This is a genomic window from Microbacterium nymphoidis (assembly GCF_021044885.1).
GTDB lineage: Bacteria > Actinomycetota > Actinomycetes > Actinomycetales > Microbacteriaceae > Microbacterium > Microbacterium nymphoidis.
In genome coordinates this window covers 178915-192726 of sequence record NZ_JAJNOD010000006.1, presented here as the reverse complement: position 1 = coordinate 192726, position 13812 = coordinate 178915, and the positions used below count along the sequence as shown (strand labels likewise).

Sequence of the window (13812 nt, the reverse complement as noted above, 5' to 3'; positions counted from 1 at the left end):
GATCGCCGATTGTGACTGGAGTTCAGACGTGTGCTCTTCCGATCTCTGCCGGCGCGCTTCGAATGGTCGATTCAGCGAGAGCCGATCAGGCGACCAGTGCGGCGTTGCCCGCCACGATGGTGAGGTCCGATCCCTCCATCGACAGGAAGCCGTCCTTCGCCGAAGCGATGACCTTGCTGCCGTCAGTGGTGGTGATGCGCACCTGACCCTCCGCGAGGATGGCCAGCACCGGCTCGTGACCGGACATGAAACCGATCTCGCCTTCGACGGTCTTGGCCACGACCAGCGAGGCGTCTCCCGTCCAGATCTCCGACTCTGCGGAGACGAGGGTCACGTGCAGCGCCATGATCAGGCGTTCTCCTTCTGGATCTTCGCCCACTGCTCTTCGACGTCGGAGATGCCACCGACGTTGAAGAAGGCCTGCTCGGCCACGTGGTCGAAGTCGCCCTTGACGATGGCGTCGAACGACTCGATGGTCTCCTTGATCGGAACCGTCGAGCCCTCGACACCGGTGAACTTCTTCGCCATGTAGGTGTTCTGCGAGAGGAACTGCTGGATACGACGGGCGCGAGCCACGACGATCTTGTCCTCTTCGGAGAGCTCGTCAACACCGAGGATGGCGATGATCTCCTGGAGTTCCTTGTTCTTCTGCAGGATCTGCTTCACGGCGTTGGCCACGCGGTAGTGGTCGGCACCGATGTAACGCGGGTCGAGGATACGCGACGTCGAGGTCAGCGGGTCCACGGCCGGGTAGAGACCCTTCGACGCGATCTCACGCGAAAGCTCGGTGGTGGCGTCGAGGTGGGCGAAGGTGGTCGCCGGAGCCGGGTCGGTGTAGTCATCGGCCGGCACGTAGATCGCCTGCAGCGAGGTGATGGAGTGACCACGCGTCGAGGTAATGCGCTCCTGGAGCACACCCATCTCGTCGGCGAGGTTCGGCTGGTAACCCACGGCCGAAGGCATACGGCCCAGCAGGGTCGACACCTCGGAACCGGCCTGCGTGAAGCGGAAGATGTTGTCGATGAACAGCAGCACGTCCTGGTTCTGGACATCGCGGAAGTACTCCGCCATGGTCAGAGCAGACAGCGCGACGCGAAGACGCGTCCCCGGCGGCTCGTCCATCTGGCCGAAGACAAGGGCGGTCTTGTCGAAGACGCCCGCTTCTTCCATCTCGTGGATCAGGTCGTTGCCCTCACGGGTGCGCTCGCCGACACCGGCGAACACCGACACACCACCGTGGTCCTGCGCGACGCGCTGGATCATCTCCTGGATCAGAACGGTCTTGCCGACGCCGGCACCACCGAACAGACCGATCTTTCCACCCTGCACGTACGGGGTCAGCAGGTCGATGACCTTGATGCCCGTCTCGAACATGGTGGTCTTCGACTCGAGCTGGTCGAAGTTCGGAGCCTTGCGGTGGATCGGCCAGCGCTCGGTGACCTCGATGGTCTCGCCGGGCTCGAGGTTGAGAACGTCGCCGGTGGCGTTGAAGACCTTGCCCTTGGTGACGTCACCGACGGGAACCATGATCGGCTCACCGGTGTCGCGCACCTCCTGGCCGCGGATCATGCCGTCGGTGGGCTTCAGCGAGATGGCGCGAACGAGGTCGTCGCCGAGGTGCTGTGCGACCTCGAGGGTGATCTCGGTCGACTCGTCACCGATGACGATGGTCGTCTTCAGTGCGTTGTAGATGTCCGGAATCGCGTCGTGCGGGAACTCGATGTCGACGACGGGCCCCGTGACGCGTGCGACGCGCCCGACGACCGCAGTCTGAGCTGCCGTGGCGGTGTCAGTCATGGTCTTCTCTTTCGTGATGAGGTCTTAGGACGCCAGAGCGTCCGCGCCGCCGACGATCTCGGCGATCTGCTGCGTGATCTCGGCCTGGCGCGCGTTGTTGCGCAGGCGCGTGTAGTCGGTGATGAGCTTGTCGGCGTTGTCCGAGGCCGACTTCATCGCCTTCTGCGTGGCGGCGTGCTTGGAGGCAGCCGACTGCAGCAGGGCGTTGAAGATGCGGGACTGGATGTACACCGGCAGGATCGCGTCCAGCACCGTCTCGGCGTCCGGCTCGAACTCGTAGAGCGGGTACACCTGCGAGGAGGACACGTCGGCGGCATCGGCCTCGGTGATCTCCAGCGGAAGCAGGCGAACGCTCTCGGGCTCCTGGGTCATCATGCTGACGAACCGGTTGTAGACGAGGTGGATCTCCTCCACGCCGCCGTCCGCGTAGTCCGTACGGAACGCGTCCAGCAGGGTGTTGGCGATGTCCTCAGCCGTCGAGAACGCGGGCGAATCGGTGTCACCGATCCACTCGCCGGCGGCGGCCAGCTTCCGGAACTGGAAGTAGCCGACCGCCTTGCGCCCGACGAGGTAGAAGACGACCTCCTTGCCTTCGCTGCGCAGCAGCTCAGCAACCTCCAGACCCTCACGGAGGATCTGGGAGTTGAAGGCACCCGCGAGACCGCGGTCCGCGGCGAAGATCACGACCGCGGAACGGCGGATCTGCTCGGGCTCGGTCGTGAGCGGGTGATCGACATTGGAGTACGTCGCGACGGCGGACACGGCACGCGTCACGGCACGCGAGAAGGGAGATGCCGCGTGCACACGCGCCATCGCCTTCTGGATTCGCGAAGCCGCGATGAGTTCCATCGCCTTCGTGATCTTCTTGGTGGTCTGAGCAGACTGAATCTTCTGCTTGTAGACCCGGAGTTGTGCGCCCATGAGTGTCTCTCTGTCAGGCGATTACGCCCGACGACCCTTGACGATCTTCTCCTGCGTGACGTCATCGGCAGCGGCTGCGTCCACGCTCTCGTTGCCGAGGGCGTCGATCGCACGGCCCTTGCCGCCGTTGAACTCGAGGATGAACTTGTCGGTGACATCGTTCAGCTCGGCGATGGTGTCGTCATCCAGCACGTTGGTCTCGCGCAGGCGCGTCAGGATCTCGGTGTTGCGGCCGACGTAGTCCAGCAGCTCGCGCTCGAACGGCAGCACGTCCTCGACGGCGATGGTGTCGAGCTTGCCGTTGGTGCCGGCCCAGATCGAGACGACCTGCTCCTCCACCGGGTACGGCGAGTACTGCGGCTGCTTGAGCAGCTCGGTGAGGCGGGCACCACGCTCGAGCTGACGACGCGACGCCTGGTCGAGGTCGGACGCGAACATCGCGAACGCCTCGAGCGAGCGGTACTGGGCCAGCTCCAGCTTCAAGGTGCCGGAGACCTTCTTGATGGACTTGACCTGCGCGTCACCACCGACTCGCGAGACCGAGATACCCACGTCGACGGCCGGACGCTGGTTGGCGTTGAACAGGTCGGACTGCAGGAAGATCTGGCCGTCGGTGATGGAGATCACGTTGGTCGGGATGTAGGCGGAGACGTCGTTCGCCTTGGTCTCGATGATCGGCAGACCGGTCATCGATCCCGCACCCAGCTCGTCGGAGAGCTTCGCGCACCGCTCGAGCAGACGCGAGTGCAGGTAGAAGACGTCACCCGGGTAAGCCTCACGTCCCGGCGGACGGCGAAGCAGCAGCGAAACGGCGCGGTAGGCCTCAGCCTGCTTGGACAGGTCGTCGAACACGATGAGGACGTGCTTGCCGCCGTACATCCAGTGCTGGCCGATGGCCGAGCCGGTGTAGGGGGCGAGGTACTTGAAGCCCGCGGGGTCCGAGGCGGGAGCAGCGACGATCGTCGTGTACTCCAGCGCGCCGGCCTCTTCGAGCGCGCCCTTCACCGAAGCGATGGTCGAGCCCTTCTGGCCGATGGCGACGTAGATGCAGCGAACCTGCTTGTTGACGTCGCCCGACTCCCAGTTGGCCTTCTGGTTAATGATCGTGTCGATCGCGATGGCCGTCTTACCGGTCTGGCGGTCACCGATGATCAGCTGACGCTGACCACGACCGACGGGGATCATCGCGTCGATGGCCTTCATACCGGTCTGCATGGGCTCGTGCACCGACTTGCGCTGCATGACGCCGGGGGCCTGGAGCTCGAGAGCACGGCGACCCTCGATCGAGCCGATCTCGCCGAGACCGTCGATCGGGTTGCCGAGCGCGTCCACGACGCGACCGAGGTAGCCGTCGCCCACCGGGACCGAGAGGACCTCGCCCGTGCGGGTGACTTCCTGACCGGCCTCGATGCCCGAGAACTCGCCCAGGACGACGACGCCGATCTCGTGCTCGTCGAGGTTCTGGGCCAGGCCCAGGGTGCCGTCGGCGAAGCGGACGAGCTCGTTGGCCATCACGCCCGGGAGGCCCTCGACGTGCGCGATGCCGTCAGCAGCGTCGATGACGGTGCCGACCTCGGTCGCGGAGGCGCCAGGGGTCTCGTAAGCGGCGACGAAGTCCTTCAGCGCGTCACGGATGACATCGGGGCTGATAGAGAGATCTGCCATTGTGTTCCTTCGTTCAGTGGGGCCCTGCCCCGAAGTTCTCCGCTGGTGCGGGAAAGTCTGGTGTCAGCCGATCAGCTTGTGGCGCACGTCGGCCAGACGCGACGAGATCGATCCGTCGATCACGTCGTCGGCGATCTGCACGCGCAGTCCTCCGACGACCGTGGGGTCGATGACCGTGTTGAGCGTGACGCCGGAGCCGTACTTGGCTGCCAGCGCCGCGGTGAGGCGCTTGCTCTGCTCGTCGTTCAGCGGGGAGGCCGAAACCACCGTTGCGACCGTGCGGCCGCGCTGTGCCGAGACGATGTCCATCGCCCGGTTCAGCAGCTGACGAACGCGCCGCTCCCGGGGGAGCTGCACGAGCGAGGAGACGATGAGCGTCGTGGCGGGGGAAGCGGCTGCGCCGATCAGCTTCTCGACGAGGGCTCCCTTCGCCGCAGACTGACCCAGACGGCTGCCGAGAGCCAGCTCCAGATCAGGGTTCTGCGCGATGGTGCGAGAGAAGCCGAACAGCTCCCCCTCGATGTCGGCGTTCGCATCCGCGGCCGAGGCGGCGCGGATCGCGAGCTCCTCGATGCCGTCGGCGAGACCGGCGGCATCGGACCAGCGCTGTGCGGCGACGGTGGTGAGGACGTCCACGGCCACGGCGCCGAGCGCCGAGCCGAAGACGGCCTTCACGACCTGTTCACGCGCGGCCACGGGGGCTGCGGAATCGGACAGCGCACCGGCGAGCTGCGTCGACTCGCTCACCGCACGCGCGGCTGCGAACAGGTCGCGTGCGGTGGCGAGGTCGAGCGTGTGCGCGTCGAGCGCCTTCACCGACGCCGCGAGTGCCTGAGTGGTCGCGCTGCCCATCAGTGGTTCGCCTTCTCGGAAGCCTCGAGGTCCGCGAGGAAGCGGTCGACGACGGCCGTGGCCTTCTTGTCGTCGTTCAGCGACTCGCCGATCACGTTGCCTGCAAGGCTGAGGGCCAGCGTGCCGACCTCTCCACGCAGGGAGACGAAGGCGGCCTGACGCTCGGCCTCGATCTGCGTCGAGGCAGCGGTCTGGATGCGTGCGGCCTCGGCGGTCGCGGCTTCCTTCGCCTCGGCGACGATCTTCTTGCCGTCCTCACGGGCGGCGTCGCGGATCGTACCGGCCTCCTTGCGTGCCTCGGCCAGCTGCGCGGTGTACTCCGCGAGAGCGGCCTCGGCCTGCTTCTGGGCCTCGTCAGCCTTGGCAATGTTGCCCTCGATGGCTGCGGAGCGCTCGTCGAGCATCTTCGTGACCTTCGGAAGGGCGACCTTCCACACGACCAGCAGGATGACCACGAAGCAGACCGCCGACCAGACGATGTCGTAGATCGCCGGGAACAGCGGGTTCGGAGTCTCCTCCCCGCCGCCTGCGGCAGTGACAAGAGCGTTCAGCATCCTGTCTCCTTACGTGTCAGTGGGGTGAAATCAGCCCTGGAAGATGAAGTAGGTCGCGATGCCGATGAAGGCGAGGGCCTCGGTGAAGGCGATACCGATCCACATCATGACCTGGAGGCGACCCTGCAGCTCGGGCTGGCGGGCGACACCCTCGATCGTCTTGCCGACGACGATGCCCACACCGATGGCGGGACCGATGGCCGCGAGGCCGTAGCCGATCGTTCCGACGTTTCCGGAGACCTCGGCGAGAATCGTGGTAGCGTCCACGGTTTTTCCTTTCGTTGGGTGGGTGCGGCTTGTGCCGACCCGCTCAGTGCTCGTCTGCGACTGCGAGCTGGATGTAGACCGCAGTCAGGATGGTGAAGACATACGCCTGGAGGAAGGCCACCAGGAGCTCGAAGATGGTGTAGGCGAAGCCCGCTGCGAGCGTGCCGACACCGAGGATCGGGAAGAACCCGCCTGCGTGGAAGAAGAAGAACCACGTGGCCGAGAAGAACAGCACCAGCATGAGGTGGCCGACCATCATGTTCATCAGCAGTCGCAGCGTCAGGGTGACGGGACGGATGATGAAGGTCGAGATGAACTCCAGCGGCGTGACCAGGAAGTAGATCGGCCACGGCACGCCCGAGGGGAACAGTGAGTTCTTGATGAAGCCCTTGGGGCTCTTCTTCAGACCGGCGTAGATGAAGGTCACGTAGGCCACTACGGCCAGCAACAGCGGCATCGCGATGATCGAGGTACCCGCCAGGTTCAGACCCGGGATGACACCGGTCAGGTTCATGAACAGGATCATGAAGAACAGCGTCGTGAGGATCGGAAGGAAGCGGTTGCCGTCCTTGCGCCCCAGGAGGTCGTGAGCGATGTTGACGCGCACGAAGTCGAAGCCCATCTCGACGATCGACTGACCGCGTCCGGGGATCAGCTTCATCTTGCGGGTGCCGAGCCAGAGGATCAGCACGAGCACGACGGTGACCAGGATCTGGATCAGGTGGATCCGGTTGATCGCGAACGGCGTGCCCTCGAACAGAACGATATCGGGGAAGAACTCCCAGATGGAGGGGGCGTGGAAGCCGTTCTCGTCATCAGACGAGGCGGCAGCGGCGATAATGCTCGCGGCGTGGATCACAGGTTGCGGCTCCAACTTCGGGGCACCGGGCGAGCCGATACGACGATGGGTGAGACGGCGTCATCCCGACCTTCGCGCACAAGAGGCGCACCACAGGCCAGGGGAACTTCTTCAGCCTATCAAGATTTTTGGGATGTCACGAATCGAATCACGCGCGATCCAACGGCTTCTCCGCGTTGCGGGAGGACTCCTCCCGAGCGGCGGGCGTATCCTCCCCCGCTGCCGGCTGCGTCGCCTCTTCCTCGTCGTCGAACGAGGTGGGCAGGTCGGCATCCGACACGTACGGGATGCGCATCTTCATCATGACGATGACGTCGACGACGAGGGTCGCCAGGATGCTGACCACCAGGGCGATGAAGAACACCATCGAGTCCAGCCACGGGGCCCCCCGCAGCAGGAACAGCGCGACGATGAAGATCACGAACTTGATCACCCAGCCGCCGAGGACGATGGAGAAGAACAGGGTGGGGTACAGCGGATCGCCGTTCCAGCGATTCGCGATCAGGATGCTGGCGCCGGTGATACCGAGGAACAGGGCGGCCAGCACGACACCCACCAGGGCGCTGAAGAGACCGGACGTTCCGGACACGGCGAAGCCGATCACCGCACCGGCGACGGCGAGCACGGCGGTGACGATCCCCGCGACGGTGAGGACCCGCCGGAGGACGGGGTTGCTGGCGACGGGCGCTGCGGGGGTCATTTCGAGGCCTCCTGGAGGGCACGCCGTCGTGTGCGGCGCGCGGTTTCGGGTGGGATGAAGGTGACCACGGCGCATGCGGCGAGGCCGACTGCTGCGAAGGCGATGCCGAGCCAGTACCCGCCGGGCCAGCGCTCTCGCACCGCCACGTACATCAGCAGCACGGACAGCGACAGCACGGCGGTCCAGGCGTAGAAGATGAGCGTGGAGTCGCGATCGGAGTGGCCGAGGTCGAGCATGCGGTGGTGCAGGTGCTTGCGGTCGGGCGCGAACGGGCTCTTGCCTGCGCCCATGCGGCGGAGGACGGCGAGCACGAAGTCGGTGAGCGGGAAGATCACGATGATGATCGGCAGCAGCAGGATCGGGATGAAGGCCCCGAGCAGCATGGACTGGCCGAAGGTGTCCGGGTCGAGCATCTCGGGGGTGATCCGGCTCAGGATCGCGATGGTGCAGGTTCCCAGCAGCAGTCCGAGCAGCAGCGCGCCGGAGTCGCCCATGAAGAGCTTCGCGGGTCTCCAGTTCAGCGGGAGGAACCCGGCGCATGCGCCCACGATCACTGCGGCGAGGAACGTGGCGAGGTTGAAGTTGTTGTCGCCGCCGGTATCGCGCACCAGCATGTAGGAGTACGCGAAGAGGACTCCCGCGGCGATGAGCACGGTACCGGTGAGGAGCCCGTCCAGGCCGTCGATGAAGTTGACGGCGTTCATCACCACGACGATCACGATCATGGTCGCGACGATGCTGATCCAGCTGGAGCCGACCATGATGCCGCCGATGGGCAGGGCGATGATCTGGAGCCCGCCCCCGATGGTGATGATGCCCGCGGCGATGAACTGCGCGCCGAGCTTGATCATCCAGTCCAGATCCCAGATGTCGTCTGCTGCCCCGACACCGACGATCAGGGCGGAGGCGATCAGCACGGAGATGATGGGGGCCGGGTCCGCCCAGAAGGGCGCGAAGTATGGATTCGCGCGGGAGATGAGCACCATCAGGGCGATCGCAAGGAAGATCGCGATCCCGCCCAGGCGTGGGGTGGGCGTGGTGTGCACGTCCCGCTCGCGGATTCCGGGGTACAGCTTGAAGCGCATGCTCAACTGCCACACGCCCCACGAGAGCATGAGCGACATGGCTCCCGTGAGGATGATGGCGAAGAGATATTGCTTCACGCGTTCTCGCCGCCGGGAGGGCCTTCCACGCTCGCCGCGTCATCGGAGGCGTCAGCATCCGCATCGGAGGTGAGGGCGATGGAAACCGCCACCGGATCGGCCTCGAGGAGGTCGCCGAGCACCTCCCGCAGCCGCTCGCGGGAGATCGCCCCTTCGCGCAGCACCCGCACCACCGGCTGCTGCCCGTCCGGCAGATCGGCCGCGCGGACCAGGGTCGTCGCGTCGACGATCGTCGAGGCGATGCCCTCGGCCACCTCTCCCCCGTCGAGATAGACGGCAACGGCGTCGCCGAGCATGTCCTGCGCCTCGGCGGCATTGCGGGCGGCGGGCTGACCGGTGAGGTTGGCGCTGGAGACGGCCAGCGGCCCGGTCTCCATCAGCAGTTCCCGGGCGATGCGGTGATCGGGCATGCGCACGGCGACCGTGCCGCGCGTCTCCCCGAGGTCCCACACCAGACTCTCCTGGGCGGGGAGCACGATGGTGAGCCCGCCGGGCCAGAACGCCTCGATCAGATCGTTGACCGCATCGGGAACCTCGCTGACCAGCGCGGTCATCGCGGCGACGCTGCCGACCAGCACGGGCGGTGGCTGATCGCGTCCGCGTCCCTTTCCGTCCAGCAGCCGCTGCACGGCGGCAGGGCTGAACGCGTCGGCTCCCACGCCGTACACGGTGTCGGTGGGAAGGACGATCAGCTCGCCCCGGGCGATGGCCTGGCGGGCGTGACGCATGCCGCTGAGCAGCTGCGTTTCATCAGAGCAGTCGAAGACAGGAGACATGGCAGCCCCAGTCTACGGCGCGCGTCCCGCGGTTCCCGTGAAACTTCCGTCGGCGGGCGAGAATCGCCGCGTTGCACGACTTCCCGTCCACGCACGGAAGTCCCCCGGTGAAGACGCGGCGGACGGCGGAGGCGATCAGGGGCGGACGGCCGTGGTCACGCGATCGCGATGGGTGAGGTCGGGGTGCGTCGCGGCGGCCACCCAGCCGTCCGAGGTGAGGATGTCCCGCACGCCCTGACCCTGCCACTCGCCGTGCTCGAGCACGATCATGCCGCCCGAGTGTGCAAGACGCAGTCCGACGCGCGAGATCGTCCGGATGTCATCCAGGCCGTCCTCGCCGCTGTACAGCGCCTCGCGCGGGTCGTGCAGGCGCACCTCCGGATCTCGCGGAATCGCGTCGGCCGGGACGTAGGGCGGGTTCGAGGCGACCACCGACACCTGTGCGTTCAGATCGTCGAGCGCGTCCGCGAAACTGCCGTGACGCAGTTCGAGGTTGCCGTCGGTGAGTCGTGCCACGTTGCGCGCGGCCCACCGATACGCATCCGCGCTGCGCTCCACCGCGACAATCCGCGCGTGGGGCACCTCGGTGGCCAGGGCAATCGCGATCGCACCGGAACCGGTTCCGAGATCGACGGCGAGTGGACGCGGCGACGGCACGGCCGCGAGCGCGTCGATCGCGAACTGGGCGAGGATCTCGGTCTCCGGGCGCGGGACGAAGACGCCCGGTCCGACGGAGAGCTCGAGATGACGAAACGGCGCGCGTCCGGTGATGTGCTGCAGCGGCACGCGCTCTGCCCGCCGCGCGATCGCCGCATCGAACGCGGCAGCCTCCTGTGAGTTCAGGTCCCTCCCCGTGACGACGGCAGCCTGCACACCCCCGCGGGACAGCTCGAGTACGTGAGCGGCGAGGAGCTCCGCGTCCACCGCCGCGTCGAGGATGCCGGCCTCGGCGAGCACGGCGGCGCCCGCCTGCAGGGCGGCACGCAGGGTGAGCGTCGAATCCGTCGTCATCGGTCCTCTTCCTCGGCAGCGTCCGGGCGACGCTCCCCCAGCCTATTGCGGTCATCGCCTCGTCAAGCGGCGTCACATTACGCAAGTCGGTCAGCCGGGCGTCGTATCGTGCCAGGACTGGCAACGCTGCTCGCACAACCCGAAAGGCCCCGCACATGGCTGGTATTCACGAAGACATCACCTCCACGTTCGGCGACACCCCGCTGGTGCGCCTGAATCGCCTCACGGAAGGCGCCGGCGCCGAAGTGGTGGCCAAGCTCGAGTACTTCAACCCGGGCTCGTCGGTGAAGGACCGCCTGGCGGTGGCGCTGGTCGATGCCGCGGAGGAGTCCGGCACTCTGCCCGCCGGTGGCACGATCGTCGAGGCCACCAGCGGCAACACCGGCATCGGCCTCGCCCTCGTGGGTGCCGCACGCGGCTACAAGGTGATCCTCACGATGCCCGCGTCGATGTCCGTCGAGCGTCGCGTGCTGCTGAAGGCGTTCGGCGCGGAACTGGTCCTCACCGACCCCGCCGGCGGGATGAAGGGCGCGGTCGCCGAGGCCGAGCGCATCGTGGCCGAGACCCCGGGCGCGATTCTGGCGAGCCAGTTCGCGAACGAGGCGAACCCGGCCGTTCACCGCCGCACCACCGCTGCGGAGATCCTGCGCGACACCGACGGGGCGATCGACTACTTCGTGGCGGGCATCGGCACCGGCGGCACCATCACCGGCGTCGGCGAGGTGCTGAAGGAGAAGGTGCCCGGCATCACGATCGTCGCCGTGGAGCCGAAGGACTCGCCCCTGCTGACGGAGGGGACCCTGGGACCCCACAAGATCCAGGGAATCGGGCCGAACTTCATCCCGCCGATCCTGAACCGGGACGTCATCGACGAGGTCATCGACGTCACGTTCGAGGACTCCATCGCGTCCTCCCGCGCACTGGCCTCGAACGAGGGCATCCTCGCCGGCATCTCCGCCGGCGCGGCGGTGTGGGCGGCGCTGGAGATCGCCCGGCGTCCTGAGGCCGCGGGCAAGCGCATCGTGGTCGTCATCCCCGACACCGGCGAGCGCTACATCACCACCGCGCTCTTCGAGGACCTTCGGGAGGGCTGAGCCACCGCCGCATCTGAGCGGGCCGGATCGCATCGATCCGGCCCGCTCATCGTTTTCGGGAGGCGCCGTCGTCGCAGCCAGCGCGTCATACTCGGCCGGTTGCTCCCCGAAGGCGGCAGGATGGGATCATGACCGCTCTGTCCCGCCTGCGCGAGGATCTCGCTGCCGCGCGCCTGCGTGATCCGGCGGCGCGCACCTCGGTGGAGATCGCGCTGCTGTACCCGGGACTGCACGCGCTGTGGGCGCACCGGCTCAATCACTGGCTATGGCGCCGGAATCTGCGCTTCGTCGCGCGGGCCGGATCACAGTTCGCGCGCTTCCTCACCGGCATCGAGATCCATCCGGGCGCCACGATCGGACGGAGGTTCTTCATCGATCACGGCGCGGGCGTGGTGATCGGGGAGACCGCGATCGTGGGCGATGACGTCATGATGTACCACGGCGTCACCCTCGGCGGACGCACCCACGCAGCAGGCAAGCGCCACCCCACCATCGAGGACGGTGTGGCCATCGGCGCCGGAGCGAAGGTGCTCGGCGACATCACCATCGGCGCGCGCTCCGCGATCGGCGCCAACGCCGTCGTCACGCGTGACGCCCCCGCGGACTCCGTCCTCATCGGCATCCCCGCGAAAGCGCGGCCCCGCGTCCCGGGGGAAGACACACGCGCGGTGCTCACCGCGCCCGAGTACATGATCTGATCTCGCTCATCCGGTCAGCCGCAGCGCATAGGCTCAAACGGTGACCCGGATCCATGACCTGACCGTCGGCGAACTCACCGCCGAGATCGCCACCGGCGCGCTGAGTCCGACCGAGGTGGTCGGGCACTATCTGGAGCGGATCGATCGGCTGGGCACGCAGGTCGGCGCTTTCACCGAGGTCACCGCGGATGCCGCGCTGCGGCGAGCAGCCGGTGATCTGCCCCGCGGACCCCTGTACGGCGTCCCGTTCGGCGACAAGGATCTCGTGGCCCGCGCCGGAGTGCCCACCCGCTACGGCTCGCGAGCCTTCAGCGATCACATCCCCGTCACGTCCGATCCGCTGGCCGAAGCCCTCGACGCCGCCGGCGGGATCAGTCTGGGCAAGACCACGACACCGGAGTTCGGCCTCACCGGCTTCACGGAGCCCCGTGTGGGTCCAGCAGCCCGTAATCCGTGGGATCTCGCCACCGGTGCAGGGGGCTCCAGCGGCGGCGCCGCAGCGGCCGTGTCGGCAGGTCTGCTCCCGTGGGCTCCGGCCTCGGACGGGGGCGGTTCGATCCGCATCCCCTCTGCCACCTGTGCCGTTGTCGGGCTGAAGCCGTCCCGGGGGCGGCTGCCGATCGGTGCCGGACTGGACTCGTATGACGCCCTCGCGGTCAACGGCCCGATCACGCGTACGGTCGGAGACGCCGCCCTGCTCCTGGACGTGCTCGCCGCGATCGCGCCGTCTCACCGATCGGTGGTGGCTCCGGGGACGGGTCCGTTCGCCGATGCTGCGCGCGCGGAGATCACGGGACTGCGCCTGGGCATGACGCTGACCACCCCCTGGGACCACGCCATGCACATCGTGCTGGATCCCCATGCGCGGGCAGCCTACGACCACGCTGCGACGGTCCTCGCAGCCGCCGGCGCCGACGTGGAGAGCGCCGACTGGCAGCCGACCGGATACCCGGAACTGTTCGGCACACTGTGGCGCGCCAGTGCCGCGACCCTCCCGCTCGACGAGGACGCACTCGCCCGGGTGGAGCCGATCACGGCCTGGCTCGTGCGCGAGGGTCGTGATCTCGACGCGCGGCGACTGGTGTCCGCCTATGCCGCAGCGCGGCTGTTCGAGCGTCGCACCATCGAGACCTTCGCGCGGTACGACGCCGTCCTCACGCCCGCGCTCGCCCTCGACCCCCGCCCGCTCGGGTGGTATCGCACCGAGGATGCCGAGCGCACCTTCGCCCAGCAGGTCGAGTACGCGCCGCACACCAGCTGGGTGAACGTCGCCGGTCTTCCCGCGATCACGGTCCCGGTCCTCGCGGGCCCAAGCGGTCGTCCCTGGAGCGTCCAGCTTGTGGGACGGCCCGGCGGCGAGCGTGCGATCCTCGCGCTCGCGGGGCGACTGGAAGCCGAGCGGGGCGCGCTCCCCCGGCCCCCCGGGTTCGAATGACATTCGCAACCTTGGTTGAC

At 67.3% G+C, this 13812-nt stretch carries 15 protein-coding genes; 3 read left to right on the top strand and 12 right to left on the bottom strand.

The features are described 5' to 3' along the window. Positions 1 to 85: 85 nt before the first annotated feature. From LQ566_RS15855 to prmC, 12 genes are all read right to left on the bottom strand, one after another. Positions 86 to 346: a F0F1 ATP synthase subunit epsilon gene (locus tag LQ566_RS15855; RefSeq protein ID WP_231092741.1), complete on the bottom strand. Its 261-nt coding sequence runs from the start codon at positions 344 to 346 to the stop codon at positions 86 to 88. A 2-nt stretch (positions 347 to 348) separates the two neighbouring features. Further along, on the bottom strand, positions 349 to 1797 hold the full coding sequence (gene atpD, locus LQ566_RS15850) for a F0F1 ATP synthase subunit beta (RefSeq protein WP_231092740.1): 1449 nt from the start codon (positions 1795 to 1797) through the stop codon (positions 349 to 351). Positions 1798 to 1821: 24 nt separating this feature from the next. Next, positions 1822 to 2718: a F0F1 ATP synthase subunit gamma gene (locus LQ566_RS15845; RefSeq protein WP_231092739.1), complete on the bottom strand. Its 897-nt coding sequence runs from the start codon at positions 2716 to 2718 to the stop codon at positions 1822 to 1824. 21 nt (positions 2719 to 2739) lie between these two features. After that, positions 2740 to 4383 carry a F0F1 ATP synthase subunit alpha gene (gene atpA / locus LQ566_RS15840; RefSeq protein ID WP_231092738.1) on the bottom strand — a complete coding sequence of 548 codons (1644 nt, stop codon included), beginning with the start codon at positions 4381 to 4383 and terminating at the stop codon, positions 2740 to 2742. A gap of 63 nt (positions 4384 to 4446) precedes the next feature. Then, positions 4447 to 5235 carry a F0F1 ATP synthase subunit delta gene (locus tag LQ566_RS15835; protein WP_231092737.1) on the bottom strand — a complete coding sequence of 263 codons (789 nt, stop codon included), beginning with the start codon at positions 5233 to 5235 and terminating at the stop codon, positions 4447 to 4449. Next, a complete protein-coding gene (locus tag LQ566_RS15830) occupies positions 5235 to 5789 on the bottom strand; it encodes a F0F1 ATP synthase subunit B (protein WP_231092736.1) in 555 nt (184 codons plus the stop codon). Before LQ566_RS15830 ends, LQ566_RS15835 begins: the two co-directional genes overlap by 1 nt. A gap of 30 nt (positions 5790 to 5819) precedes the next feature. Further along, entirely contained in the window at positions 5820 to 6056 is a 237-nt protein-coding gene (atpE, locus tag LQ566_RS15825) for an ATP synthase F0 subunit C (RefSeq protein WP_231092735.1), read from the bottom strand. A gap of 43 nt (positions 6057 to 6099) precedes the next feature. Continuing rightward, positions 6100 to 6915: a F0F1 ATP synthase subunit A gene (gene atpB / locus LQ566_RS15820; RefSeq protein WP_231092734.1), complete on the bottom strand. Its 816-nt coding sequence runs from the start codon at positions 6913 to 6915 to the stop codon at positions 6100 to 6102. A 148-nt stretch (positions 6916 to 7063) separates the two neighbouring features. After that, a complete protein-coding gene (locus tag LQ566_RS15815; RefSeq protein WP_231092733.1) occupies positions 7064 to 7615 on the bottom strand; it encodes a Cg1360 family ATP-synthase-associated protein in 552 nt (183 codons plus the stop codon). Next, complete coding sequence (locus tag LQ566_RS15810; RefSeq protein ID WP_231092732.1) at positions 7612 to 8778, bottom strand: MraY family glycosyltransferase; 1167 nt, start codon at positions 8776 to 8778, stop codon at positions 7612 to 7614. The genes LQ566_RS15815 and LQ566_RS15810 overlap by 4 nt, the downstream gene beginning before the upstream one ends. Next, a complete protein-coding gene (locus LQ566_RS15805) occupies positions 8775 to 9554 on the bottom strand; it encodes an L-threonylcarbamoyladenylate synthase (RefSeq protein WP_231092731.1) in 780 nt (259 codons plus the stop codon). Before LQ566_RS15805 ends, LQ566_RS15810 begins: the two co-directional genes overlap by 4 nt. Before the next feature lie 135 nt (positions 9555 to 9689). Continuing rightward, on the bottom strand, positions 9690 to 10565 hold the full coding sequence (gene prmC / locus LQ566_RS15800; protein ID WP_231092730.1) for a peptide chain release factor N(5)-glutamine methyltransferase: 876 nt from the start codon (positions 10563 to 10565) through the stop codon (positions 9690 to 9692). 155 nt (positions 10566 to 10720) lie between these two features. Between prmC and cysK the strand changes: the two genes are divergently transcribed. From cysK to LQ566_RS15785, 3 genes are all read left to right on the top strand, one after another. After that, positions 10721 to 11659 (top strand): cysteine synthase A, encoded by a 939-nt coding sequence (gene cysK / locus LQ566_RS15795; protein WP_231092729.1) that lies wholly within the window; start codon positions 10721 to 10723, stop codon positions 11657 to 11659. Between the two features lie 128 nt (positions 11660 to 11787). After that, positions 11788 to 12357 carry a serine O-acetyltransferase EpsC gene (epsC, locus tag LQ566_RS15790; RefSeq protein ID WP_231092728.1) on the top strand — a complete coding sequence of 190 codons (570 nt, stop codon included), beginning with the start codon at positions 11788 to 11790 and terminating at the stop codon, positions 12355 to 12357. A 40-nt stretch (positions 12358 to 12397) separates the two neighbouring features. Next, the gene (locus tag LQ566_RS15785; RefSeq protein ID WP_231092727.1) at positions 12398 to 13792 is read left to right on the top strand and encodes an amidase; all 1395 of its coding nucleotides are present in this window, start codon (positions 12398 to 12400) and stop codon (positions 13790 to 13792) included. Positions 13793 to 13812 lie beyond the last annotated feature (20 nt).